Consider the following 26,437-nt stretch of genomic DNA (forward strand, 5'->3'; position numbering starts at 1 on the left):
TAAAAAAAATCAGCTGTTCTCACTGAAAGGGGATTTATCCAATCAATGTCTTAATTAGCATAAAAAAGCAAATCAGAAAAACAAAGACCGTTGCGACTAACCCTTTAATATTAGAAGGTGATACTTTATCATTGTTACAGTCATTTTTGAAATCTAAATAGCAAGTTGGAAACATTCCTGCACCAGCAATAGCACCGAGGAGATAATATAAAATATAGGTTCCTCTATATCCAATTATATACAATATAATTACAATAAAACATGTCACTAAAGTAATATAAAAACAAATCCGAGCAATCCGCCTATTCATCCTATTCTTTCGCCTTTTCAGTTTTCAGAAGTTCCCTATATCATAACCACCATGTCCAATCCAAGGCGCTGATCTTACCGCTTACAAGCATATCTTCAGGGTATGCGTGCCAATATTCCATCAGCATATTCCACCACCATTTATCTTTTATCTTTTCTTTTCTGCCAATACATCCAATTCTTGAAATAATATTTCATTAATTGTTATTTCAAAGAATAATGCTGTTGTAATAAATATTGTAATGTTAATGCTCTTAATCTATCTATCATACTGACTTTTATAAATACATTATTCGTCATATCGTAAATAACATTCTCTGTCTCCATTTCATAAGAATACTTTTTGCCATCCATTGTAATTAATTCAATATGATAAACTCCTTCAAATATCACGCACTTAGGTACATTTTCTATTGCGATCTCCTTTCCATTCTTTATTTCATTTAATAGATCAGAAAATCTTTGTGCATCTCCATCATAAAAAATAATATCGCTGGATAAGTTATTATTCATTATTAAATACATTTTTAATTTCCCAATAAACTTTAATTGCTTATCAATTTTAGGCGACCTATCATTTATAACACTTATGGACAAATACAACAAACCAACGCAAAACATAAAAGCAAAAACACAAAAAATAAATAAACACTTCTTTTTCATTTACTCACCCCTCAATGTTTTTCTCATATATCTCCTTAGAGTATATATTTGCTTACCACACATACCCCGGCCATTAAAGCTTTCTGTCCCAGTAATAGCAACACCTTTGCATCCGACAACATCAACATTATTGCCGAAGGCTCCCTCCCATTTATCTTCGACATCGTCTTGAAAATAATTTTTCAAAAATTATAGTTTTAAGATTTTTATATCCCCATAGACGACCTTTTCTCTAAACACATGAAAAACTCAGTTTTTATTCAGCATTTATTTTTGTGCAGTAACGCCGTAGACGGTATGCATATTTTCAAAAGCGGACGTCGAAAGAGTCCAACCCCTGATACTGCGCAGCCGTAATTGTAAAATTGGAAATATACGCACGGGGATGACTGTGCTGTACCACATTGAAAAAGTCATAGAGCGTGGCGCCATCTCCTTCTGCAAATATCTCCACCGAATAGTCGGGACAGTTCCGCACCCAGCCGGTAATGCCGAGTTCCCGTGCAACCTGTACCGTCCAATAACGGAACCCGACGCCCTGCACCCGTCCTTCCACAACGGCACGAGCTGCTTTCCGTTCGGCTGCATGCGGCGCATCCTTACGCATAGCGTATCCTCAAAAAAATGACCTCTTTCAACATACCGGTGAACTTATCCTACTTATGCGCAAAGCCCAGCGCTTCCGCCGCATCGATTATCGGTATGCCGAGGTCTTCCGCATATTCGATACCGTTCTGCACTCCTGCTAAAACCTGTTCTATTTGGTGCGCATCGGCATTGCAGATAATACGGGCATTTTTTTGCGCCGCTCGTTTCCAAAACGCCGCTACGGGATATTGATAGTCCGCACCGTAATCCCGCCGCACCTTCGATTTAATCAGCCCGTAGCCGTTGATTTCAAGCGGCATTCCCAAATCATTTGCCGCATCGATGAGCGCATCAATGCAGGCAAGGCAGTCCGCGTCGATAGACCGGATGCTGCTCAAAAACAAATCGGGATGAGCCAAAAATGCATAGAGCCCCGACTTCATCCCTTCAATCGTAAAATCGATATAGGTATGCAGCAGACGTCTTTCGGTAACGGTCGCAATATATTCAAGTCCGCCGTGCAGCGGAAACCAGTGTGAACCGAACACCAAATAGTCGGCTCCGTAGCGGCCGATTAACTCATCCTTAAACCAGCTGCGGTGCTGCGGCGACCATTCACATTCAAAACCGAAATACACGGGAAAATCAGCTTCCTTTTTTGCATCTTCAACAAGGCGCTTATACAGTGGTATATCCGCTGCTGCCATCCGGCAATAGAGCCACATGTCGTCATGGGGATAAGGACAATGGTCGGAAAACCCAAGCGCAGAACAACCGTCGGATGCTGCCTGCCGTACATAATCAAACGGAGTACCCTCAGCGTGTTTACACAGATAAGTATGGGTATGGAAGTTACTGAGCATAAAAAAAGTATAGCGGTAAGCCCCTCAAATGTCAAACTTCCGCCGGGTAAACGTCAGGGTAAATGCATCAGGCCGTTTTTTTAACACCCCCGTGGAAAAATTGAGACTATTCGACCAGAGTTGAACGGCCTCCTGATTTTTCGGGGATATTGCCAAAGCATCTGATGCGATTGTCCTGTGCGTCAGAGAGTGTTTTGTGCCCAAAGGCGGATAATCGGTTCGAGGCTGTCAATACGGAAGCCCTGTGCGAACACATCGGCTTGTTCTTTGCTGCCCTGCCATTGCTGATAGGGATTATCGTAATTAGTTTCTAAAAATTGATAGATGATATTTTCGGCGTTGTTTTGTTCGTTGCCAAAGAACGATAATTTTTGTACTGCCGAATGTTGGAGAATCGTACGGATTGCCGAGCGGACTTCTTTAAAGAAGAGATCGCGATAGATGCCGTAGCTTTTGCCCGTTACTTTTTTTACCGTTTCGGCGATGGATGCCGGTAAACCTTTAGATTCATTGATAGGGTATATTTGAACGGGAGCCGATGCTTCTTCTACAGTCGGCTGGACTGATACAGACTTACCAGCGGCTAGTTTAAGTACTTCCTGCCGGTCTGCAACCGGTCGACCCGATACGGCTTTACTTGTTTCAGAACCGATCGATGCAGATTTAATTGATACAACCGATTTCGTACTCTTTCTTGATTCGGATGCTGCTACTGTGTTTTTTTGCAATACTTTTTTTGCAGACGGCATCGCAGCTCCGAACACGGAAGCCGAATTAGCCTGAGCATTTTTTTTCGTCTCTTTTTTCTTACGTATGGAAGCAGTTTCCTTTTCCGCTTTGTTCGTTTCTTGAACCGATACTTTTTCAGTCTGTTTTTTTGACCGTTTTGCCGCTTTTGCTTTTTTTACAGCCGGTACCGGCAATCCTTTAGCCTGCGAAGGCGGAGACTGATCAGCTGGTTCCACACAGAGCTTCAACTTCTTCCAAGCACGTTGTAGGTATAGATCCCCGGAGATGCTGTAATAGTACCCTTGTGCTACATTCGCGAGCACTGCATGAAGCAGCTCTTCATCTTTCCAATTACGCACTCTGCCTACTTTTATCGCATGAAAAATTGCATAATGATTGGTGCCGTACTTTCTGCTATACAAGAGCAATATATTTTCAAAAGCACCATCAGCATAGCGATTCCAATATTTCATAATATAGGCGAGTACCTTATCTTCAACACGGGTTATAGACGTAGAAATAGTTATCGATGCAATTTGTTTTTTAGTAAAAACAATCTTTGAGAAATCGATAACGGAAGTCTGCGCCCTTTGAATCGCTCTCCGCGCTTTTTCCTGAGCATCTTTCCGACTACATTCTTCACGGTATTCTCTTACCGAAGAAATTGTATCGGTAATATACATACGAATGATATCGGCAGCCTGCCGCATATCGGCAGCATGATACTTGAGCCTTTCGGCATACCGCGTGTATTTTTCGGTAAAACTAATGGCGGCAAATCGATTCGGAGAAATGGCATTAATGACATTTTCGCATACTTTAATAATCGTATAAACCTTCGCACGCTTAAGCGGGGCAATGGTATTCGCAAAAAAGACAATAACCCTTTTTACCTGAATAATAGTCCTATCCGCAAGCTGAATAAGCGAATCGGTAAACAAAATATGAAATCGATAATCACGCTTTCGGTAATAAGTCATCAACTGCACCCGCATCTTATTATCAGGATATCGATGTATTAATTTTGTATTATAGAGCCGCAATGCCTCTGCTTGCCTATTCAAAGAACGGAATTCAAAATAACGTTCAATGTCAGGGTCTTCGCTCAGACTGAGTCCGGGAAATTCTTGCTTTAAAATATAAACATCAAGTTCGGTAAGTTGCCGCATAATATATAACTTTTAGATTGATTATAGCAAAAAAAAGGGTTGCTTCCTAGTAGGAGGCAACCCTTTCCGTCACTCTTTAATGCTTAGCGCAACAGCGACATCACACTTTGAGTCTGCTGGTTTGCTTGTGCAAGCATTGCCGTACCGGACTGCGTCAGGATCTGGTTTCTGGTGAATTCTACCATCTCCTTAGCCATGTCAACATCACGTATGCGTGACTCTGAGGCTTGGAGGTTTTCCGCTGCAACATTGATACCGACAACACTCATTTCAAGTCTGTTCTGGTATGCACCAAGATCAGCCCGCTGCTTGTTGATCTTCTTGATGGCTTCATCAATGGTACCGATTGCACGGTTTGCTGTTTCAGGCGTATCGATTGTAAGGATCGATTCGTCACCAATGTCGCGAACACCAAGTGCTTTAGCGGTCATAGTACCGACATACGCACGTACGCGCTGATCCATGTTGGCGCCGATATGGAACCACATAGAGGCGGTAACGGTGTTTTCTCCTGTTTCACGAGCGAAACGACCGGTAAGCATATTCATACCGTTGAACTGTGCGTGACTTGCGATCCGGTCAACTTCAGCAACAAGCTGAGATACTTCAACCTGGATGTACAAGCGGTCTTCAGCGCTGTAAATACCGTTTGAAGACTGAACGCTTAATTCACGGATACGCTGCATAACATCAGTTGTTTCCTGCAAGAATGCTTCGGCAACTTGAATAAAGGAAATGCCGTCTTGAGCGTTGGCACTTGCTCTGTTTAAGCCGCGGATTTGGCTTCGCATTTTTTCGGAAACTGCTAAGCCGGAAGCATCATCCCCTGCACGATTGATGCGTAAACCGGATGAAAGTTTTTCTATGTTTTTCTGAGTATACACGTTGGTTTGACCAAGAGTTCTCTGTGCAAACATAGCGCTCATGTTGTGATTAATGATCATATTGCTACTCCTTCGGCGATTTTTGACGAGTTTTTTACCTTACGGCGTCCGTCACGGCATCCCTGCCGATATGTCAATAATTATTTTCCAGATCCTCTGCTATCCGACACAGAAGAACGTAACACAATGCAAGGCGCACAACCTTTTCACTGTGCTTATTACATATATCGGAGTTATAGCAAAACACTTAAGAAGAAAAAATAAAAAATATAAAGGTTATCGGTAGATTTAGATCAGGATCAACGTATTACATGCATATTACAAACCTCTTTCGATAAATAGTAAAAACTGATAGACTATTTATCGCTTATAACAGAAGTGGGTAAGGAGCGTAATGACACCGCATACATTCGAAGTTTTAGAATTTTTCCGCATCGCGGAGATTATCGCAGGATATTGTAAATCTGAAGGGGCACGAGTACGCTGCCTACAAAAACGGCCGCTGCAAGATGCGGCGGAGATTGCCGCAACGAAAGAGCTCGGTCGGGATATTCTCTCGTTTTTGCAAGCTGACGAACCGCTGCCTATTAAAAATCTCCCACCGCTCGCTTCCGTATTAAAACAGCTGCATACCGCTGGCGTCTGTCTTACCGTAGAGGAACTCTACGCGGCAGGGCTTTTAGCGCTGCAAGTCGGTGAGTTGAAGGCGTGGGCTATAAAGCAAAAGCGGACGGACAGTGCCGCATGTACGCTCATCGAATCGATACCGCCGCTTCCGCAAACCGAGCAGGCGGTATTTTCGTTTATCGACAAAAACGGAGCACTGCGCGACATCCCCTCGTTGACGGCAATCCGAAAAAAGATGCAGCGTATCGAAGCCGATATCGAAAAAACAATGCGGAGCTACTGCACCGACGAGTCTACCAAGGGAATGCTGCAAACGCCTACGCCCGTGCTGCGGAACGGCAGGCAGGTTATCGCCGTGCGTTCCAATTTTAAAGGACGGATTAAGGGCATTATCCACGAATACTCCCAGTCGGGGCAAAGCTTTTACCTTGAACCTGAAAGCATTGTACTGCGTAATAACGAATTGATGCGGGCGCAGGCAGAGTATGAACAGGAGCTGCACCGCCTGTTGGTGAGCATCAGTGCAAAGCTCGCGGAGGAAGCGGAAGCGCTTGAACAAGCATACGATCTTGTGCTGGAACTGGATTGTGCTGCGGCTGCCGCCCGCTGGGCATATACGGAAAACGGTGTGTTTGTACCCGACACGGGGAATTCTCAGTACTTTTATTTACAGGCGGCGCGGCACCCGCTACTCGGCGCAGCAGCGGTTCCCATCGACCTGAAACTGGCACCGGAAGAGCGGATACTGATTATCACCGGCCCGAACACCGGCGGCAAAACCGTCAGCTTGAAGACCGCCGCCCTCTTTGTTCTATTGAATCAAACCGGCTGGCCGGTACTCGCAGGGGAAGAAACACGGCTGCCGGTGTTCCGCTACGTCGGCTGCGCTATCGGAGATGAGCAGTCGCTCGACCGCTCGCTTTCCACCTTTTCCGCCTATATGCGCACCGTCGGGGAGCTTTTGGCGGCGGCGGATGAAGAAAGCCTTATCCTCCTCGACGAACTCGGCAGCGGTACCGACCCTCAAGAGGGCGGCGCGCTCGCTATGGCGATTTTGGATGAGCTGTTTGCCCGCCGCTCGCGGGTCTTTGTAACGAGCCATCACGGTGTACTGAAAAACTATGCGTACCGGAAAAGCGGCTGCGTGAATGCCTCCGTATCATTTGACGAGGCGACACTGCGCCCTTCATACCGGATACTGATGGGCATCCCCGGTGAAAGCCGCGCCGTCGATATTGCGGAAAAAAACGGATTAAGCCCCGACGTTATCCGCGCCGCACGTGCGTATATGGCAGACAGTTCCGCCGATGCCGCCGCCCTCATCAAGGGGCTGATGGAAAAGCATGAGCAGCTCGCCGTCTTTGAGCGGGAAAAAGACGAGACAGAAAAGGCGTTGCGAGAAAAGCAGCGCCGCTTCGATTTAAACACGCTCAAGCTTCGCCAAAAAGAGCAAGTTCTCCGCTCGCAGGGCTATAAACGGTTGAATGATCTATTTGAGCAAAAACGTAACGAAATAGAAAACCTTGTGCGGGAAATCCAAGAAGGGGAACTGACGCACGAAAAAACGACTAAGCTCAAGCAGTTCTTTGCCGATTTCGGGGCAACACTTGCAGAAGAGCAAACGGATATCCGCAATGAACAGGAGGAACTTTCCACCCTACAGCAGGCGCTTCGAAATCGTGAGCAGGCACAAGCACACGGAAAACCGGCAAACGGTATGCCTGCAACCGGCGTTTTGGCAAACGGCGTTCTCGCATGCGACGCTTCTGCAAGGGAAACGCTTACCGAAGGCATAGAAGTGTTTATCCCCCACCTACATCGGCGCGGCATCATTATCCGGAAAGAAAAAAAGAATTGGCTGGTGGCGGTCGATACCGTTAAGATGACATTCCCCGCCGATAAACTTGAACCGCTTAACACACCCGCAGCCGCACCGTTACGCACACCGCAGGTTATCATAGAGGCGGAGCTGCACAAGGAAAGCCGTCCTGAGCTTGAGCTGCGCCTTTTGGGCATGCGCCTTGACGAAGCGGAAAAGTGCCTACAGAACCAGCTTGATCTCGCCCTGATGCATAATATGCAGGAATTTTCGATTGTACACGGGAAGGGTAACGGGATACTGCAAACAATGGTACAAGAAAAACTTGCCTCAACTCCGTACGTTGCGGAGTTTTTCTTTGCCCGCCCCGAACACGGCGGCACCGGCAAAACTGTTGTACACTTGAGGTAGTTATTTTTTCTTTTTACCCTTGCCAAGAGCAGCAATCCATTCTTCTTTGCGGGCGGGGCGCATGATACGGATACCCTCCATTGAGGTTCGAATTGCTTCCGAAAAAGCTCCTTTTGCAGATTTATCGATAATACGTACGATGGGGAAACGGGGATCCTCCGAATTATTGTCGATCACCTGCGCAACAGTATTATTTGAGAGATAGACAAAACTACCGATCGGGAAAAACGACAGCGCATTCAAAAACGCTTTCAAAACCTCCTCATCATATTGTGAGGACTCCCGCCGTAAAACATTTAATAAGCCTGTTGAAGGGTCTTCGGCCTTTTTATATTTGCGTTCGCCGGTCATTGCTTCATAAGAACAGACAACCGCCAGAATCTTTCCATAAAGAGAAATCTTTTCACCGGTCAGCTTTTGAGGGTATCCCGTACCGTTTTCACGCTCATGATGATCGAGCGTTCCTAAGCAAATCGGTAATGGAAACTTTGCTTTTTTTAATATTTTACAAGACAGCACAGGATGCACATATAAGTACTTTTTTTCTTCATCTGATAATTCACCCGCTCTGGAATAAATATCTTCGGAAATATGAATAAGACCTATCTCATGCATCAAGGCTGCGGTTGCCAAATCAACCAGCTGGTGCCTTTGCATTTTGAGTTCCATACCGATTACAATGGCAAAAACCGCCGAACGGAGCGAATGGGTAACAAGGAAATTGTCTACATCATACGGCATAATAGATTGCAAAATAAGTACTGACTGCCGGTTTTCTTGTACAAAAGTGCAAAATTCCTTCATCTTAGCAATTACCTTTTCGGTATTGAGAGCTTGCTTGTTGCGGTATGCGCCATACACCTCGTCAGTAAAAGCATAGAATCTTTGATAAGTCTTTTCTACCAATTCTCCCGAAAGTTTTTGCTCGGGTACAGCTTGAACATTACCATTTGCACCGAGCTTTTCACCGCTCTTATCTTCCTTTTTTTGAGGATCTGTCTCGGTTACAATCCCTTTTGTATACAGAATCGTAAACTGCCATTCGGAAAGGAGTCTTTTTAATTCCTCCGTAAAGCAGCTTTCCCTTGTAAATAATAAAAACTTTTTATCAATGTACACATCCTCCGTAAAATATACGGGAGTTTTTAGCTCTAAAAGTTTCAATGTATTCACTTAAATACGCTCCTGTAGTACACTGAAAGTGCGATTAAAAAATTCGCACCATCTATTTATAGATTATAGGAGATTTTGAATGAAATTAAAAGTGCTTATTATTATCTTTAATGCTATCCTGTTGACTATCTTCTTTACAGTGCTTTCTTTTTCATTCTTTACTGCCGGTACTGAATTTATCGGCAGCTTTTTTAAAAACTATTGGATATTCGTCCTGTTTTTTACGATTCTCTTTCTGGGAATGAATATGTTCTTTATCAACAACTGGAAACTCATAACAACCCTTGAAGCTGAAGATTGGCCCGCGCTTTCCCTTTATTTGGAAACGGAAATTTTTGAAAAGCACCATCTTACCGCCAAAAAAGTGCAGCTACTGTGTGAAATCAGTATTTTATTGGGAGATTTTGAGATATTAAGGCGGCTCGAACGCGTACTAGAGGACTATAAACCTGAATATATCAGAACTTTTGCTCCTCATTTCGCGGCGGCTAAGCTGCTTTCAAATGATTATCAAGGGCTTGCCGAGTTTATGACTCATATTGTCGGAAGCCCCCATAAAACTTCTCCGTGGATATCATTTTATGACGCATTCTCAGCACAAATGTTGAAGCGTTACCACGAGGCGGCAGAAAAATTCGCGCGTATGTTAGAAACGGAACAAGAACCGTTTGTTCGATTGCTTGGTGTTTATTTTATGGCATGCGGATTATATCATTACATTGATGTGCACAAAGACGAAGCAGATAAAAGAATCGAAGAAGAAAAACGAAAATTAAAAAAACGTTCATTGCAACAGTGGAAAAAATACGCTCAGAAAGAAAAACAAAATATACATATACTTGTTCTCACAAAAGCAATCGATGATGCACTGATATGGCTTTTTAAAGAAGATGAACTACCGAGGCAAACACCTCAGACGGTTTCTTAACAGCCTGATACATTTGCCCGTCCTTGTATAACTGCTCAACCGCGGAGCATTTTTTTAATGGAGCCGAAAACACCGCGGGTAATTTCCCGTCCAACCGAACGGGTGATACTGTCAACCAAAATTCTTCCCAATCTATCAGTGGTACTTTGATTTTTCCGTTTTGCAGCCTCTTCCAGCCTTAACTTTGCCGCTTCCGCCCTTGCTTTGGCGTTTTCGGCTCGTATAAGCGCAGCTTCTTCTTTTGCCTTTGCCGCGTTTTCTTTTGCAAGCTGTTTTTCTTCGGCTTGGCGCGTTGCAGCTTCAGCTTGTTCGCTAAACTGTTTGGTAAGAATCTCGTAGGCGGATTCACGGTCTACGGGATCCTTGTATTTGTATAAAAGAGGAGACTCTTCTACCAGTGCTGTGATTTTAGCACCGTCGATTACACCTATTTTACTGTGAGGAGGAACAATCATTGTCCGCTGCGTTATGGAAGGGCTGCCGTCCTGCTGTAAAACGGAAACAAGCGCTTCGCCGGTTTTAAGCTGCGTAATAACTTGAGCGGTGTCGAATGCAGGATTGACGCGGAAGGTCTCGGCTGCAAGGCGTATGGCTTTTGCGTCCTTAGGAGTAAACGCCCTCAACGCATGCTGAATCTTATTTCCCAGCTGACCGAGGATCGCTTCGGGAATATCGACGGAATTTTGAGTAACAAAAAAGACCGCAACGCCCTTCGATCGGATTAAACGAATGATTTGTTCAATCTTTTGAAGTAAAATCTTTGAGCCGTTATCAAACAACAAGTGAGCTTCATCAAAGAAAAAAACAATTTTCGGTTTTTCAGCATCACCGATTTCCGGAAGATTTTCGTAAAGCTCGGATAAGAACCATAGTAAAAAGGTTGAATACAGCATGGGCTTTTGGTACAGTTTGACGGCATTTAATATATTGATATAGCCTCGCCCGTCCGATGTTTGCTTAAAAAAATCATTGATATCTAAAGCCGGTTCTCCGAAAAAATTATCCGCTCCTTCATTTTCGAGCGTTAAAAGATTCCGCTGAATTGCTCCTATCGATGTGTCGGAGATATTACCGTATTTTAATTTTAAATCCTGCTTATTTTCACTGATATAATGGAGCATCGCTTTAAGATCCTTTAAATCCAAAAGCAAGAGACCGTCCTCATCGGCGACCCGGAATGCGATATTCAATACGCCGGTTTGCACTTCGTTAAGGTCTAAAAGGCGCGAAAGCAACAGCGGCCCCATTTCGGAAATCGTAGTGCGTATGGGGTGCCCCGTTTCTTGTAAGATACTCCACATCCGCACGGGATAACTTTTGAATTCAAAGTTTGAAATATGTAAGAGACTGAGCCGTTCTTGCAGTTTAACGCTCGATTCGCCTTTTTCGGCAAAACCGCACAGGTCGCCTTTCACATCCGGTAAAAACACCGGTACGCCTAAATCGCTGAATGCTTCAGCAATTACTTTGAGCGTAACGGTCTTTCCGGTACCGGTAGCCCCTGTAATAAGTCCGTGTCTATTCGCCCTCATCGGTAAAAGTTCAACCGTAGTTTCACCGCGGCCTAAAAAAATTGCTTCGCTCATAATGCTTCCTTAAAGTAATAGTATGAAAAAAGGATTGGGAGTCCCTAACAATCTTCGTTGAGATATTTTCCTGAAATTTAATCAGCCTGTAAAATTTTTTAGCGAAAAACACAAGAAAGGTCAATGCCGGCGAGGATCTCTACTCTACGTTCGCTTAACCCGTTTAAAGAGTTCTTCGCGGGTAAGCACAATCCAGATTGGGCGACCGTGCGGACAGATGGGTTCGGGAAGTTCAAAGGCTTGCGCCGCAATGCGCTGTTGGGTTACGGGGTCGAGGATGGCGTGATCCTTGCAGGCAGCGCGGCAGGCGGCTGAGGCTAAAATCTGATAGAGGATATCATCGGCATTTTTACGGACGCCCGTGATGTCGCGGATAAGATCGCGTTCCGTGCCTGTCCACCGTGCCGGTACGGCGGTTACCTGCCATACGCCTGCACCTTCATCGGAGAGGGAAAAGCCCGCTTTACACAGCAGCTCCTGATGTTTTTTGATAAACGCATCGTCTTCTTCCGATGAAGTGATAATGCGGTAGGGGATTAACAGCTCCTGTACGCCGCCGATATTATGCCGCAGCTGCTCAAAGATAATCCGCTCGTGGGCGGCATGTTGGTCAATTAAATACAGCGCCTCGTTTTTTTCTACTGCGATAAAGGTACCGGCGACCTGTCCGAGCAGCTTAAAATCAGCCGGAGGAAGATCCGGCGGCGGCTGTAGACACGCTGCCGTACCCGAAGCCGCAGGCGGCGGAATAATGTGTTCCCCTACTGAATAAGGAACCGCTGCTGTCGCCGCTATTTGGCGGAATGCGCTACCGTATCCGCTTTGTGCAGAACCGTACTCCGCTTGAGTGCCGGATACCTCGTGGTTGTATCCGTCAGGTAGTACACCGGTATCGTTTCCGTACTCCCTTCCATATCGGTCATAGTCATCGGCTGCTGTACCGGCGGCTGGGTTAGCGCTTTTACCGTATCCATACAGGCCGGCTGTCGTGTCGGAGTGCGGCGGCTGTGGGTATGCTCCTGCCGGGGAATCGTGTTGAAAATCCAGCGGGCGGGTAAGGCTGGGGTCATACTTCTCTTTTAAGAGACTTGCAACGGTATGCTGCCGGTAAAAAGATCCGACGGCGCTGCTAACGGCGTGGTGAATGGCGCCGTAATCTTGAAAGCGCGCTTCTTTTTTTGCGGGGTGAATGTTAAAGTCCACACGGGAAGGCTCTACCGTTAAAAATAAAAACGCAACGGGGTGTCCGCCGTTGGGGAAATAGCCTTCGCTGCCGTACTCGATTGCCTGTATAAGCCCGAACTCGGTAATTCTTCTACCGTTGACAAATACCATGATAGCGCGTTTATCGCTTCGGACAACATCCGGGCTGCCGAGCACAATACGGAACGAAAAATGCTCACCGCTTCCTTCAATTTCAAAAAAGAGCGCTTCGGGTTCTTTAAACGAAAATGCAGCGAGGCAGCGTTCCCGCAGCGACTCTGCAGGAGGAAGCAGAAAGCGAAGCTCGCCATCCGTGATAAAGCGCATTTCGGTACGGTAATGCGGCAGAGCTTTGTCGAGAAAGATTGTTCTACACAACGCAGTCTCGGCAGCCGCCCGCTTTAAAAACTGCTTGCGGGCAGGGAAGTTTTCAAAAAGGTTTTCTACCTGCACTACCGTGCCGGCATTTAGACGCGCCGGAAGTATCTTCCCTAGCTGCAGTTTCCATGCGGCGGGTCCGCTCCTCGTTGAGGTAATTTCAAGATCACTGACCGCTTTAATAGAAGAAAGCGCTTCGCCGCGGAAACCGAGGCTGTGCAGGGAGAGCAAATCTTCCGCGGTGGATATCTTGCTCGTCGTATGGGTATCCGTGCAGATTGCGAGGTCTTCGCGGCTCATTCCGCAGCCGTTATCCGTAACCCGAATGCGGTCGATACCGCCACCTGAAATTTCCACTTGCACCTTTGAAGCGCCTGCGTCGATTGCATTGTCTAAAAGCTCACGGATAACAGCGGCGGGTCGGTCAATAACCTCCCCTGCTGCAATTTTCCGTGCCGTTTCCGCATCAAGCGCTTTTATCGGCTTGTACACAGCGGCGGAATCGACAGCCGTATCAGTATGAAAAGAAACTTGAGATATTTCAGGTGATTGAGACGAGGTATCCATCGCTATATGTCATCAGCTGAAAAGAGCTCCAGCTCAGGTTTATCCTGCGATTGCACCGGCTGATTCATCAATATCTGCACCTTACTTTCTATTTTATCAATGTCTTTTTCCAAGGTTTTAGCAAGCTTGATTCCTTCTTCAAAAGCCGCAAGAGCTTCTTCCAACGGAAGATCGGCACTTTTGATTTTTTCGCTGATTTCTTCAAGACGAGTTAACCGTTCTTCAAATTTTTTCAACGTCTTCTCCTTCTCTATTCGAGACAACCGGACTGCTTTTTAACACCCCCGCGCGGATAAATGGCGATGATGATGACATATATAGTTAGTGTCAATAACAGTAGTGCTTGAGCACGAAGTGTTTTCACCTCGTATATATTTTATTACATACTCTACTGGATAGTAAAAAGCATTCCATCTCTTTCCACCGTCCGATAAATCCTGTTTACCTTGAATGGTAAAGTCATTTACACCAATAATATCTTTTGGGAGACTAATACAGTAATTAAACCCATCCTTATATTCAATATACTCGATCTCAAATTTAGTCATCCCCTCAAAATAATCTACATAAATATCCTCTTGCTTTTTTAGTAAGAAAATATACTCGCACCCCGTTTTAATTCCATTCTTTTGATATGTTACTATTGAATTTTCTGCAGCGTAACCTTTTATTGTTTCTTTAATATTTATAGTATATTGCGTTTTATTTCCTATAATTTTGCTAGAGATAATTTCTCCCACTATTATTAAATCAGCTTGACTAACAAGAGAATAGAATTCCTCGAAAATATATAATGGAAAAACAGGGATACTAAAAATCACAAAAATAATTGTTGATAACAATTTCTTCATATATTTTCTTCCTTTGTATCGTAAGAGCGCCGTCTAACATTCGATTAATCCGCATTACACATTTTCTCCGAATAAATATACGAATCTTCGGATGCTTTCAGAGCAAAGGGTAGCCCATTTTCTCGAATTGTAGCTTTTACAAAAGAATTTATAGCCGAAGAAATATTGATTCCCATAGAATCACATATCCGCTCAAAACTTATTTTATCATCATTTATAATCTTTGCTGATATTGTAGTCATTTTTAATACCTATTACTACAATATACTGTATAAATCTCTAAATATCAACACTATCAAAACTGCTACAAGTAATTATGCTTTATATTATTTTACTTTTCTTATTTATATCTATAAAAACAAACAGCCCAAATCCTTTCTTATTTTATATTCGCCGCCTTGAACCATGGAACACCGAGGAAACCCTTGTACAATTTTATTTTAACCATATTGCCAAGCTCTACTTCAGAATACAATGTGCTTCCAACCGAAATTTCTTTTTGTTTTGTTTTTCCGTCAATCCATGGTGAAACTTCAAGATAATAATTCGTCCGTTTTCCTTTCAATATGCGTTGATTTATGACAGTAACTTCGAAAACCGTAGGCTTTGATTTATCAAGTATGATGTTTGCAGAAACCGAAAAACCAAATCCATATAAAAACATAAGAAATAAAACACTGGCAACTGTAAGCATTCTGGTAGAACGCTTTTCTTCTATTTTCTTTTCTGATTCACTTATGCAAATATAATATAAAAAGAACATAACAAGCATTACAAATACCGAAACGGAAACTTGTTTTGAAAAACTATATATTTGGTTTATATAAATAGCAGCTAAAATACAAAGCGTCACAGAACAAAAACAAAAAGGAGTAAGAAGGCTTGGATATAAATCTGTATTATTTGCATTAAAGCGAATTTCTCCATTTGAGAGACGTATAATCAGGAACAAAAGAATCGGATACGCTGCGCACACAATAAAACCAATATGCATGAAACTTCTACCTAAAAAAATACAAGCAATAAAAAGAATAGAAATAAGCACGCCGCCCCATTTTAAAATCCGTGCAATCATATACGTTTTTTGAAGAAGCCTATTTTTTTCATCATCTGAAAGTTCATCATGGGATTCCGTAAATTCTTTAATAGATTGCGCAACCTGCTCGACATATAAATTATGCGCATGAGAATCAAGCCATTCATATAGTAACTGTAAATTCTGAAAATATATAGAGACTGTAAATGATTTTATTTTTTCTATACCGCCGATTAAAGTTTTGTATGAAATTGAAATTCCTTTTTGAGTTATAAGAAATGATTGAAGCGAAGAAACAGGAATCTTCTTCACTTTTGCAAAACCCGAATAAAATTCGATCCCATTTTCATCATCAAAAGAACAGTATGCAAAGAATGCTTCCAAAACACTAAAAACAGAAAGCGTACCAGATAATATAAACAGCGGGAGCATCAGCCCCCAAGTCACAGCGGGATGTACTTCGGTAAGCAGAAAAAATAAAAATCCAAATAAAAAAGCTGCTGATAAAAAAATACCGCTTGCCACAGCCACAACTTTCATTTTTTTAGAAAAAGTAAGTTTTATCATTTATTTCTTAAGTCCTTCATCGATTCTAAACTATTGGCTTTAATACCATCCGTTACGACATAGCATATAAGATAACCCTCTATGCTGATAACTCTCCGTACGGATAACAGGTTCAACCCGTTTAATATATTTCGTCCCTACGGCTCGTTAAAATGATACGGTTCCCTGCTTTGGTAATGCGTATGCAGCAAACGGTGCGCCTTTTCAGAATTCGGCTTTCCCAAGTATTCGCTATAGACTTGCTTGATGTATGGATTATTATGCGATGTTCGTATCACAGCTCTTTCATCATCGGTGTAAAGACCTGCAGCCCTTAGCTTCCGCACCTCGTCGGTACAACCGTAGGGTTGCCCGCCGCCACCGACACAACCGCCGCGGCATGCCATCACTTCGACAAAATGATAGATCGGGTCTTCGCCTGCTTTAATTGACTGTCTTATCTTCTCCAAAAATTCAGGTAAATTCCCGAGCTGATTGACAACGGCAACGCGAACTTCAGTCCCTTCAATATCTATTTTAGCTTCTTTAATACCGGTAAGACCTCTTACTTGATAAAAATCAAGCGCGGTGAGTTCTTTTCCCGTTATATAAAAATAGGCGGTGCGCAAAGCCGCTTCCATAACGCCGCCTGTTGCACCGAATATCGTTCCTGCTCCGGAATACGGGCCAAGCGGAGAATCTGCCTTCTGCTCTTCCAATGCATTAAATTCAATCCCGGCCTGACGGATATAGTTTGCAAATTCCCGCGTTGTAATAACCGCATCTACATCCTGGTAACCGGAAGCGGACATGGTACCATTGCGTTCGCATTCGTATTTTTTTGCCGTACACGGCATAACCGCTACCGAAAATATCTTTTTAGGATCGATGCTCATCTTTTCAGCCCAATAGGTCTTTATCATCGCCCCCATAATCTGCATCGGACTTTTAGTAGAAGAAAGATGCGGTATCAAATCATGATGATATTTTTCGGCGAATTCAACCCATGCAGGACAACAAGATGTGAACTGCGGGAATGTGTAAGTTCTATCGGTAAAATTCGTCACGAACTCCTGTGCCTCCTCGGCAATCGTTAAATCAGCGGAAAAATTACTGTCAAATACATACTCAAACCCGATGCGGCGTAACGCCGTATATATTTTTCCGGTGGTGAGATCCCCCGGTTTTAAGCCGAATTCCTCTCCCAATGCGACCCGCACCGAAGGAGCTATTTGAACGACACTGATCGTATCGGGATCGGAGAGCTTTGCCCACATATCCATTTTTGGCGGAGTCTCGTAAATCGCGCCGACCGGACAATGAGCTGCGCATTGGCCGCAATGTACGCATGGAGAATCCCTCAATAGAGCCATTGCTGCCGGAGCGATAATCGTCTTTCCTCCCCGTCCTTGATATTCTATCGCATGTACCGCCTGCATGTGCTGACAGACTTCGACACAGCGTCCGCACGAAATACACTTATTTCGATCAAATACAATAGCGCCGTTAGAATCATCTTTCGGTTTTTCATTGATGTAGTGTTCAAAGTGCATCTCCCGCAATCCGAATTCGGCAGCTAAACTTTGAAGTTCGCATTTATTATTCCGGCTGCACGTAAGACAATCCTTAGGATGATTAGATAAAATCAATTCCAATACGGAACGCCGCGCCTGTACAATTTCGGGGTCATGGGTAATAATGTTCATACCGTTGGCAGCCTTTGTGCAGCAAGCTCGCATCATTCTGGCGCTGTTCTCAAGATGGACAATACAAAGTCCGCACGAACCCCATGCCGGTAAGTCTTTGTTATAGCAAAGTGAAGGAATCTTTACATTTGCCGCACGGGCAGCCTCCATTATCGTTGCGCCTTCGGGCACTTGCACTCGTTTTCCGTTTATCTTTATGTCCAACATGCAGATTCCCCCTTATTTTTTCTCGATTGCATCAAACCGGCAGCTACGGAAGCATTCTCCGCATTTTAAGCACTTTACCTGATCGATTGAATGGCGGTTTCTCCGCTCGCCTGCAATACAGTTTGCAGGGCATTTGCGTGCGCAAGCGCCACAGCCGATACATTTTTCAGTAATATAGAAACTAACCAAGTCTTTGCACTTACCGGTAAGGCATTTTTTATTGACAATATGGGCGATATACTCGTCGCGAAATTTCTTTACCGTTGAAAGCGTAGGATTGGGAGCGGATTGACCGAGTGCGCATAAAGAAGCTTTTTTCATGGCAAAGCCGATTTCTTCGAGTTTATTCAAGTCGCTCATTTCACCTTTTCCCTTGGATATCTTATCGAGCAACGCATAAATTTGACGAGTACCTATCCGGCACGGCGCGCATTTTCCGCAGGATTCATCGACGCAGAATTCCATATAAAACTTTGCAACATTTACTACGCAGTCATCTTCGTCCATAACGATCATGCCGCCTGAGCCCATCATGGAACCGAGCGCTTGCAGGTTTTTAAAGTCGATAGGAGTATCAAGTGCCTCAGGCGTAATGATTCCCCCTGAGGGGCCACCGGTTTGCACCGCCTTAAATTTTTTACCGTTTTTAATGCCGCCGCCTATATCAAAGATAATTTCCCGCAGCGTCGTTCCCATAGGAACCTCAACCAGCCCTGAGTTTTCTACCTTCCCGGTGAGTGCGAACACCTTGGTGCCGGCAGAATCCGCCGTGCCGATGCTTTTGAACCATCCCGCTCCTTTCATCAAAATGATGGGGATATTCGCAAACGTTTCTACATTATTGATAATGGTCGGTTTGCCCCAAAGTCCCGCCTGTGCCGGAAATGGGGGCTTAGGCGTCGGCATCCCACGCTTCCCCTCGATTGAGCGGAGCAGCGCTGTTTCTTCCCCGCAGACAAAAGCACCTGCACCCAGTCTGATTTCTATATCAAAGCTAAAATCAGAACCAAGGATATGTTCACCCAAAAGGCCGTATTCCTTTGCCTGCGTAATGGCCTTCTCCAGCCGGGATATTGCGAGGGGATATTCCGCGCGAATATAAACGAAACCCTTATTCGCACCGATTGTCCTGCCGCAAATAGCCATCGCCTCAATAATGCTGTGAGGATCTCCTTCGATTGTCGATCTATCCATATAGGCGCCGGGATCCCCTTCATCGGCATTGCATACAACGTACTTTACATTGCCTTTTGCTTTAAAGCCGGCATCCCATTTTAATCCTGTCGGAAAGCCGGCTCCGCCCCGTCCGCGTAAACCGGAAGCGGTAATTTCAGCGACGATTTCTTCTCTCGTCATTTCAAAAAGCGCTTTTTCAAGCGCAAAGTAACCGTCATGAGCGATATAGTCCTCAATATTTTCAGGGTCGATTAATCCGCAATTGCGCAAAGTAATACGCAGCTGCTTTTTATAGAAAGGAATTTCATCCACATCTTCCGCACTCTTTTTCTCTTTTGCATAAAGGAGGCGGTTCACCTGAATGCCTTTTATAATATGCTCATTGATAATATCCGCGGCGTCTTCGGGCTTTACTTCGACATAGAAAGCGTCTTCCGGAAGCACCTTTACGATAGGGCCTTTTTCACAAAAACCGAAACATCCGGTCTTAATGATTCTTACCTGATCGTCAACGCCTGCTTTTTTTACTTCTTCTACCAGGTTTTCATAAATCCGAACGGAATGGCTGGATTCGCACGCAGAACCGCCGCACACCAAGATATAATGGGTATAGTTCATACGTGATTCTCCCTAGCTTCCGCAGCATCCAACATATATTCGGTTACCGTCTTTTTGTTTATAATGTGGCTTTCTATAATTTTTTGTGCGGTTTCGGGGGTAACCCGTCCGTATTTTACCGGTTTTTGCCCCTCCAGGATGACTTCAACGACGGGTGCTCTATCCCAGAAGCTCTCCATATCCGCTTGAATTACTGCGACGGAGCCGCGTAATCCGAGTGCATTTACTTTCTCACTGATTGCGGTAAAGACATCTTTTGCTCCCTTTTGAAGACCGCACTCCCCCATACCGACGATCACATAAGCGATTTTACCGGCTGTCTGTCTGATTTTTATTTCGTTTACTAACGAATCTCTCAGTTTATGCAGCATCTCGCGTGTTAATTTTTGCATACCCCGATACTCCTTTTTGTTTTAGCCCCATATTTCATTAATCCGGCATTTTTGCTCTTGTGTGCGGCAATCTGCAATGATTTTTGTCATATCTTCGCGTTTCAATTTTCCATGAACGATACCATTGACGGAAAGGACAGGTGCTAATCCGCAACATCCGATGCATCGTACCGGCTCAACAGAAAATTCTCCGTCGGCGCCGGTAACCTGTTCTTCCGTTAATCCGAGCAGGCTGCGAGATTCATCGAGAATATCTTGACTCCCCTTTAGGTAACACGCTGTTCCTAAGCAAATACAAATTTTGTGTTTTCCGGGTTTTTCCGTTTTAAAAAAGTGATAAAAAGACATGGTGCCGTATACATTGGCGAGAGGAATACCGGTTCTGATCGAAACTTCTTGCGCAGCCTCTTTTGAAATATAGCCGAATTCTTCTTGAACCTTATGTAAAATCATAATAAGGTTACCCGGCCTATTTTTCCAATCGGCGATAAAGGAGTTTAAAGAATCGGAGAAGGACGGTTGTGCGTTCATAAATCAGCCTCCAACCTTACCGGCTTATTCTGCCGGAAACATGTTGACAACCTTTAAAAAAGTTAACTTTTAAGGGTACCGAATTATACTCTACTTAATAGTATCACACCGAAAGATGTAATCTGTCAACCGGAAAAATTTCCACATTTCGATAACCATGCCGATAAGCAATTTCTGCAACATAGAAATCACGGATATACGAATACTCCGTGATACAAATACTCGTATAGAAATTGGGGGCATATATGCGGATGTTCGATGTCATGCTTAGTTACAAACTTCCATAGATAATTTTTTACATATTATTACTAAAGGCCTATTGTTAGTGAGGGGAATTGCCTCATTTTCTCTTGCCATATGAATATGGTCAACCTACATTGCCAAGATCATGTCAGCGTTGAAGCGGGTGTTAGAAGTTTTTCTTTACATAATTCAAATAAAAATTTATAAAATCATCTTTATTATAATTTTCAGTTTTATTCATAAACATTATATTACTAAATTCTAACCTACCATTTCCTAGAATATATTTTTTTGTATCAATTTTTTTCTTATAATTTCTAATAATCATATTTTTTTTCATTTTTTTAGCGAATAAATTTACACATCTATTTTGATTTCTTGCTAGTTTTGATGAAATTTTATATTTTAATAATCCATTGCTACTAAAAAGAGGTATGGATAAATCATCTAAAGTTTCTAATAATATAAGATTAGCATATTCGTTATTTAGTTTCAAGATTTTTGAATAGAGATTTCTCTTAATTCTAATTTCATAAGCATACAACCATGTAAATTCCATTATATAATCATATAAAAGTAGTGGATCATTTTCTATTACAAAAATAAAATAATCTTCCAGTATTTTTTTACATTTTATTCTATGAATATTTAAGGTATCACAGATTATAATTAAGGCTTCTCTTCGTCTGATATATGAAGAATCAAATAGCATTTTTTCACAAAATTTATAAATACAATCATTTTCATATTTTTTTAATATTAATTCTCGATATTTATGCGAATGAGTTACTGAATCACAAATAAATGAACAAGGACTTTCCGATGTATAAACAGCATCATTTTCATAACATTTTTCGAAGAAAAGATTTGTATCTTTAATTTGCAATAAGCCTTTGCATACTTCTTCCAAATACTCATCTGTAAGATAATAGGTATATTCTTTCACCTTTTGTATTAATTCATCTTTTTCCAATATTTTACCCTAATTTTATCCATCTAACAACTGGTTTGACTGCACACACAGATTGACCGCGCGTCGGCTATAGTCCTGTGTTATGTGATATTTCCATCTCCTGTAAAGCTTTTTTATAAAAAGAATAAAAATCATCTATTTTATAGGAACTATATATTTTTTCAAAATAATTAATACTTTTAATATATTCATCTCTTGTGAAATCTTTAATCTTGTTTGCACCTTGAACATTTGTTATAAATATTTCAAAATTCATAGTAAAATTTTGAATACTGTCAGCTCTTATTTTTTGTAAGTATTTTTCATTTTTATTTAAGCCTAATACTTTCTTAGTAAGTTCTTCATCATCAAACAGAAGTATAGAAATGAAATTTATTAAATCAAAATCTTCAACAAGTAATTTCTTGAATTCCTTTGCTTTTTTACTTTTTAAATAAAATAATTCTGTTAGACATCTGGCAGTTAGTATAGGATTCTTTTTGTAATATTCACTAATAAAAGCGTCCTCCAAATATTTGCAATTACTTGTGCTTCGTTTTTTTGCAAGTGCTAAAATTGCACCTTCTTTTTTATATAGAAAATCAGAGTATAAATATTCTGAAAATTTTTTCCAAAAATTTATTTCCTCCAATTTTGAATCTATATATTTAAAATGTTTATCCTTAATATTCAGAGTTACGTATAAATCAGTTAGAAATTCTATGATATTTGGAAAAATAAATTCATTTTCAGTTTTTTGGTCTATATCGATTAAATTATACAAATCAAACGGTATGTTGATAATTTCATCTTCAGAAAAATAACTATAGGCTTCTTTGCTATTGTATAATCCGTTGGAAAAAACTTTGATAAAATTCATTTATTCTATTATTCCTAAGTACCCTAGTGCGGGCATCCATATAACATTCGCTTAACCTGCATTCTCGTAAAGGCAATGTCAGGTTAAGCGGATGGTAGACGCATTGAATTATTTATCTTTCTATTCTTGCCTGACAAGCATTATATCTATCTTTTCTTTTTTCATAAATATACTTCCATCCTAAAATATTCTTCTTATATATAATATCTTAGCCGTCTGTAAATGAGGTAATATTAAAAACAAAATCTTTTATTTTATACACTCCTTCTTTTTTTACTAAATGGAATATATGATTTTCTTCTGTCTTTATAGTATTTCCCGCGAATTTTCCTTCTCCAATCTTCTTATATTCCTGTAAAGCTTTTTGGCCGAATTTTTCCAGCTCTTCTTCATTTATACAAATATCATCATAATATTTGAAATATTTCTTTTTTGTAAGCGCCATACCATGGTCTGCATAAAACCAATGCGAAGCTTCTGCTTTTACGACACAAGTACATTCCTTATCAGTGATTGAAACTACTGAGATATCTTTTATCTTTATGTTTTTACTTGTATTAAGAAATCTGTCCGGTTGCTGTGATGCTTTTGTATATAAATTTGAAATGATATTTTGCCAAATTCCATCTTCTAAAAATATTTTATGAAATATTTCTGTTAATTCATCGCTTGGTTTATAATCAAAATCAAATATATTAAAATAGTATTCCTTATCCAATACTTTTATTGTTTCATAAAATAATTTTATCTGATCTTCAACAGTAGGATTTTCCACATCTAATATTTTTAAAGATTCATAAAATGGTTTAAAATACTCTTTCACTTCAGGATTTTTTAAATCTAATCTTTCTTTTACTTCCTCAACGGTTAGCAGTTCTTCTCTTTGAGAATTTTCTATATCTATTGCTGCAGCAGTAAAATCTTTATTTTCATTCTTTTTACATGAGATAAACAAAAATAATAGAATAGAAAAGAATATAATTCTACTTAAACTTTTCATTTTTCCTCCACAGCAGACCAACGACCTGTCGCCACAACATTGTTTTAAACTGCAAACGGGCATAGTCCCATTTGTCGGCTTTGAAAGCGGTATTAGGCTATATTATTTATAAGCACCTTTTCGTGTTCCAAGGTCGACTATAAATACAATGACTGTATCTTCTGATATTTTATAGAATAGACGGTAATCCCCTATTCTAAACCGATATAGGCCTTTGTAATTACCTTTCGATATCATCGACAACTGTCTCATTCATGGTGTAATTGCGCGTTGCATATTCCAGATAATTTGAGATTGTTCTTTTCTGCCCATCAGCGGCTAGTTTGAAAATGTCATATGTACTGTCATCTATACGAACAGTAATTGTCCTCGTCATTTTATACCTCTGCTTCAAATGTATTCAGTTATATTCAAAACGTCAATCGGTTGCGCAAAATCACATCCTGTCTATAGAGGTTTTGAAGCCGAGGTTGGTACTGTACTTTTATTGCACCACTCTAGGTGCTGCTTAAAACTCTTTATTTCATAGTAAAAAATATGCTGTTATTGATAAAATTTTTTATTCTCATGTATAATAACGGAAAAGGAGTTATACATATGAAAAAAGCATTTTTCTTTTTGCTATTATCAATAGCGATATTTTCTTTGTTTACATCGTGTCCAACATCGCCGCCTTCGCCGAAAGAAGAGCCTCAACGGATAGAGGAGGCGCCTGCGAAAGAACCGGCGCCTATTCCTGCTTCCGAACCGGACCAGCCTAAACCAAAGGAGCCTGTTCCGGAGGCAGAACCGAAAACGGTAAGTGTCAAAAAGTACACCGTTGTTAAAGGCGATATTCTTTCACGAATTGCCTTGAAGCACTTTGGAAGTCTTGATAGAGCCTACTATTTTCCCATTATCATGGTGATGAATGAAGGGATAATAAAGCATCCCGATAAGATACGCCCCGGTATGACGCTGAATATTCCGGATTTTCAAGAATTTATGGCTCATCCTGAATATCGACAAAAAGCGAAATCTCAATTTGAGCAGTGTATTAAAATATATAAAAGAGAAAAAAAGTTCACTATGATGAAACGATTGCAAAAACGCATAAAATATATGGATAAACCGCAGTAGAACCCTGAAATCATCATACCCCGACTCAAGAAGCGTCGGGGTATGAAACCCTCGCACGAATAAATGTTATAGGTCGGTTCCGCACCCGCCTGCCTAAAGGCAGACCAACCTAATGGGTGTGCAGCATTCATTCAACTACCGCTTAACCTGCGTTTGCAGTTGTCAGCGTTGAAGCGGGTGTTATGGCAAAAATATTTCTTAGACAGAATTAGATTTCTTAAATCCTTTTTTCTTTAAGAAAAATTCTGTTATATTTTTTGAAGCGTATGCTTCTATATATTGTACTGTTCCTAAACAGCAGAAAACCGCTTCTTCGTCCAAGCCTGAAATTATATCCTTTATTACCAAACTATTATTTCAGTATATTCTGTAATAAGCTCGCCATCATCAAAACTATATACAATTTTTCCTATGAAGTTTTTTTCATTTTTTATTTCTTTAACCAACCAATATTTTTTAATTTCATTGAATATATATCCATGATTGTTTATTATTTTATTTTTAATGATAAAAACTTCTCCATTCTCTGACTGATAGGAAAAGCTATAAATCAGCATTTTTTTCCATGATATATTCTTATCTACTAAAAAACTGAAAACATCATACAAAATACCAAATGGCCATGTTCGTACGGTATGAGTCAAAAGCACAATATTGTTATGATTTTTAAAATCGGTATTTTCTTCATGACAAAAATTATACTGTTGAAAAGCCCAATGTGGATAACTTTTAGAATTTATTGCAAAATTTATTGCATAGCAATTAAATAGATATATACATATAAATAATAGTGAAACTGTTCTTTTCATTTTTCCTTCTAGAAAAGCAGTCCAGTAGCCTGTCGCCCTAATAAATGGTTGTACCGCACGCGGCTTTTCCGCATGTCGGCTACTAACCTTTGTTATGTGTATTACTTTAATTCAAATCCTTTTTCTTTATAATTATCAATATTCTCTTTACTGCCGTTTCCAGTAACTGTCCATTGTGATATATAATCTGGACTTTTAATTACTTTGCCACTTTGTCTTTCTCTATAGTCACCGGGCTTTGCTTCTATAATAGCTCTATCATCATTTGGAATTGTAAATAATTCTTTGTAATTTTCTCTTTTTATTTTAATTTCTTTGTCAGTAATAGATTCTATGATTCCACTTGTCTGATATTGTTCCAACAATTCATTATTGCTATTGTAATACCTAATTCCAATTAAAATCAGTTTTCCAATTTTATTTTTATTCATTTCATATCCTTTAATTAAAATCGAGCTTGACCCGATTTTTAAT

At 41.3% G+C, this 26,437-nt stretch carries 25 protein-coding genes; 3 read left to right on the plus strand and 22 right to left on the minus strand.

Going from position 1 to position 26,437, the window contains the following annotated elements:
- Positions 1-513: 513 nt before the first annotated feature.
- The 5 genes from ABH09_RS11045 to ABH09_RS11065 all read right to left on the minus strand — a co-directional run bounded on the left by ABH09_RS11045 (position 514) and on the right by ABH09_RS11065 (position 5,265).
- A complete protein-coding gene (locus ABH09_RS11045; protein ID WP_253714468.1) occupies positions 514-972 on the minus strand; it encodes a hypothetical protein in 459 nt (152 codons plus the stop codon).
- Positions 973-1,279: 307 nt separating this feature from the next.
- Positions 1,280-1,579: an acylphosphatase gene (locus ABH09_RS11050; protein WP_253714469.1), complete on the minus strand. Its 300-nt coding sequence runs from the start codon at positions 1,577-1,579 to the stop codon at positions 1,280-1,282.
- Between the two features lie 49 nt (positions 1,580-1,628).
- Positions 1,629-2,423 (minus strand): PHP domain-containing protein, encoded by a 795-nt coding sequence (locus ABH09_RS11055; protein WP_253714470.1) that lies wholly within the window; start codon positions 2,421-2,423, stop codon positions 1,629-1,631.
- 182 nt (positions 2,424-2,605) lie between these two features.
- The gene (locus tag ABH09_RS11060; protein WP_253714471.1) at positions 2,606-4,321 is read right to left on the minus strand and encodes a hypothetical protein; all 1,716 of its coding nucleotides are present in this window, start codon (positions 4,319-4,321) and stop codon (positions 2,606-2,608) included.
- A gap of 83 nt (positions 4,322-4,404) precedes the next feature.
- Entirely contained in the window at positions 4,405-5,265 is an 861-nt protein-coding gene (locus tag ABH09_RS11065) for a flagellin N-terminal helical domain-containing protein (protein WP_016523188.1), read from the minus strand.
- A gap of 334 nt (positions 5,266-5,599) precedes the next feature.
- On the opposite strand from ABH09_RS11065, the gene ABH09_RS11070 reads away from it, so the two are divergent.
- Positions 5,600-8,062 carry an endonuclease MutS2 gene (locus ABH09_RS11070; RefSeq protein ID WP_253714472.1) on the plus strand — a complete coding sequence of 821 codons (2,463 nt, stop codon included), beginning with the start codon at positions 5,600-5,602 and terminating at the stop codon, positions 8,060-8,062.
- Here ABH09_RS11070 and ABH09_RS11075 read toward each other — a convergent pair whose 3' ends face one another.
- Positions 8,063-9,235 (minus strand): HD-GYP domain-containing protein, encoded by a 1,173-nt coding sequence (locus tag ABH09_RS11075; RefSeq protein WP_253714473.1) that lies wholly within the window; start codon positions 9,233-9,235, stop codon positions 8,063-8,065. It lies immediately after the preceding gene.
- Between the two features lie 79 nt (positions 9,236-9,314).
- Here ABH09_RS11075 and ABH09_RS11080 point away from each other — a divergent pair, with 79 nt between their 5' ends.
- Positions 9,315-10,163 (plus strand): hypothetical protein, encoded by an 849-nt coding sequence (locus ABH09_RS11080; RefSeq protein WP_253714474.1) that lies wholly within the window; start codon positions 9,315-9,317, stop codon positions 10,161-10,163.
- A gap of 35 nt (positions 10,164-10,198) precedes the next feature.
- On the opposite strand, the gene ABH09_RS11085 is transcribed toward ABH09_RS11080, so the two are convergent.
- From ABH09_RS11085 to ABH09_RS13070, 14 genes are all read right to left on the minus strand, one after another.
- Positions 10,199-11,749, minus strand: coding sequence for a helicase HerA-like domain-containing protein (locus ABH09_RS11085; RefSeq protein ID WP_253714475.1), 1,551 nt, complete (start codon positions 11,747-11,749; stop codon positions 10,199-10,201).
- Positions 11,750-11,893: 144 nt separating this feature from the next.
- Positions 11,894-13,897, minus strand: coding sequence for a DNA mismatch repair endonuclease MutL (mutL, locus tag ABH09_RS11090; RefSeq protein WP_253714476.1), 2,004 nt, complete (start codon positions 13,895-13,897; stop codon positions 11,894-11,896).
- 2 nt (positions 13,898-13,899) lie between these two features.
- Positions 13,900-14,133 carry an exodeoxyribonuclease VII small subunit gene (xseB, locus tag ABH09_RS11095; RefSeq protein ID WP_162664362.1) on the minus strand — a complete coding sequence of 78 codons (234 nt, stop codon included), beginning with the start codon at positions 14,131-14,133 and terminating at the stop codon, positions 13,900-13,902.
- A 39-nt stretch (positions 14,134-14,172) separates the two neighbouring features.
- Positions 14,173-14,748: a hypothetical protein gene (locus ABH09_RS11100; protein WP_253714477.1), complete on the minus strand. Its 576-nt coding sequence runs from the start codon at positions 14,746-14,748 to the stop codon at positions 14,173-14,175.
- Between the two features lie 44 nt (positions 14,749-14,792).
- Positions 14,793-14,990, minus strand: coding sequence for a type II toxin-antitoxin system RelB/DinJ family antitoxin (locus tag ABH09_RS11105; RefSeq protein WP_162664364.1), 198 nt, complete (start codon positions 14,988-14,990; stop codon positions 14,793-14,795).
- A 137-nt stretch (positions 14,991-15,127) separates the two neighbouring features.
- On the minus strand, positions 15,128-16,351 hold the full coding sequence (locus ABH09_RS11110; RefSeq protein ID WP_253714478.1) for a hypothetical protein: 1,224 nt from the start codon (positions 16,349-16,351) through the stop codon (positions 15,128-15,130).
- Between the two features lie 137 nt (positions 16,352-16,488).
- Positions 16,489-18,243, minus strand: a complete 1,755-nt coding sequence (locus ABH09_RS11115; protein ID WP_253714479.1) for an NADH-dependent [FeFe] hydrogenase, group A6 — start codon at positions 18,241-18,243, stop codon at positions 16,489-16,491.
- 12 nt (positions 18,244-18,255) lie between these two features.
- Positions 18,256-20,037 (minus strand): NADH-quinone oxidoreductase subunit NuoF, encoded by a 1,782-nt coding sequence (locus ABH09_RS11120; protein ID WP_253714480.1) that lies wholly within the window; start codon positions 20,035-20,037, stop codon positions 18,256-18,258.
- Positions 20,034-20,429: a (2Fe-2S) ferredoxin domain-containing protein gene (locus ABH09_RS11125; RefSeq protein WP_253714481.1), complete on the minus strand. Its 396-nt coding sequence runs from the start codon at positions 20,427-20,429 to the stop codon at positions 20,034-20,036. Before ABH09_RS11125 ends, ABH09_RS11120 begins: the two co-directional genes overlap by 4 nt.
- A 21-nt stretch (positions 20,430-20,450) precedes the next feature.
- Entirely contained in the window at positions 20,451-20,960 is a 510-nt protein-coding gene (locus tag ABH09_RS11130) for an NADH-quinone oxidoreductase subunit NuoE family protein (protein WP_253714482.1), read from the minus strand.
- Between the two features lie 409 nt (positions 20,961-21,369).
- Positions 21,370-22,176 (minus strand): hypothetical protein, encoded by an 807-nt coding sequence (locus tag ABH09_RS11135; RefSeq protein ID WP_253714483.1) that lies wholly within the window; start codon positions 22,174-22,176, stop codon positions 21,370-21,372.
- Positions 22,177-22,243: 67 nt separating this feature from the next.
- Positions 22,244-23,035 (minus strand): hypothetical protein, encoded by a 792-nt coding sequence (locus tag ABH09_RS11140; RefSeq protein WP_253714484.1) that lies wholly within the window; start codon positions 23,033-23,035, stop codon positions 22,244-22,246.
- A 208-nt stretch (positions 23,036-23,243) separates the two neighbouring features.
- Positions 23,244-24,035 carry a hypothetical protein gene (locus tag ABH09_RS11145; protein WP_253714485.1) on the minus strand — a complete coding sequence of 264 codons (792 nt, stop codon included), beginning with the start codon at positions 24,033-24,035 and terminating at the stop codon, positions 23,244-23,246.
- A 102-nt stretch (positions 24,036-24,137) separates the two neighbouring features.
- Positions 24,138-24,287, minus strand: coding sequence for a type II toxin-antitoxin system RelE family toxin (locus ABH09_RS13070; RefSeq protein ID WP_162664372.1), 150 nt, complete (start codon positions 24,285-24,287; stop codon positions 24,138-24,140).
- A gap of 345 nt (positions 24,288-24,632) precedes the next feature.
- Here ABH09_RS13070 and ABH09_RS11150 point away from each other — a divergent pair, with 345 nt between their 5' ends.
- Positions 24,633-25,154, plus strand: coding sequence for a LysM peptidoglycan-binding domain-containing protein (locus ABH09_RS11150; protein ID WP_162664373.1), 522 nt, complete (start codon positions 24,633-24,635; stop codon positions 25,152-25,154).
- A gap of 341 nt (positions 25,155-25,495) precedes the next feature.
- On the opposite strand, the gene ABH09_RS11155 is transcribed toward ABH09_RS11150, so the two are convergent.
- On the minus strand, positions 25,496-25,963 hold the full coding sequence (locus tag ABH09_RS11155; RefSeq protein WP_253714486.1) for a hypothetical protein: 468 nt from the start codon (positions 25,961-25,963) through the stop codon (positions 25,496-25,498).
- Positions 25,964-26,064: 101 nt separating this feature from the next.
- Complete coding sequence (locus ABH09_RS11160) at positions 26,065-26,394, minus strand: hypothetical protein (RefSeq protein WP_253714487.1); 330 nt, start codon at positions 26,392-26,394, stop codon at positions 26,065-26,067.
- Between the last annotated feature and the right edge of the window lie 43 nt (positions 26,395-26,437).

Origin of the sequence: Treponema sp. OMZ 803 (assembly GCF_024181165.1) — a bacterium.
Taxonomy (GTDB): domain Bacteria; phylum Spirochaetota; class Spirochaetia; order Treponematales; family Treponemataceae; genus Treponema.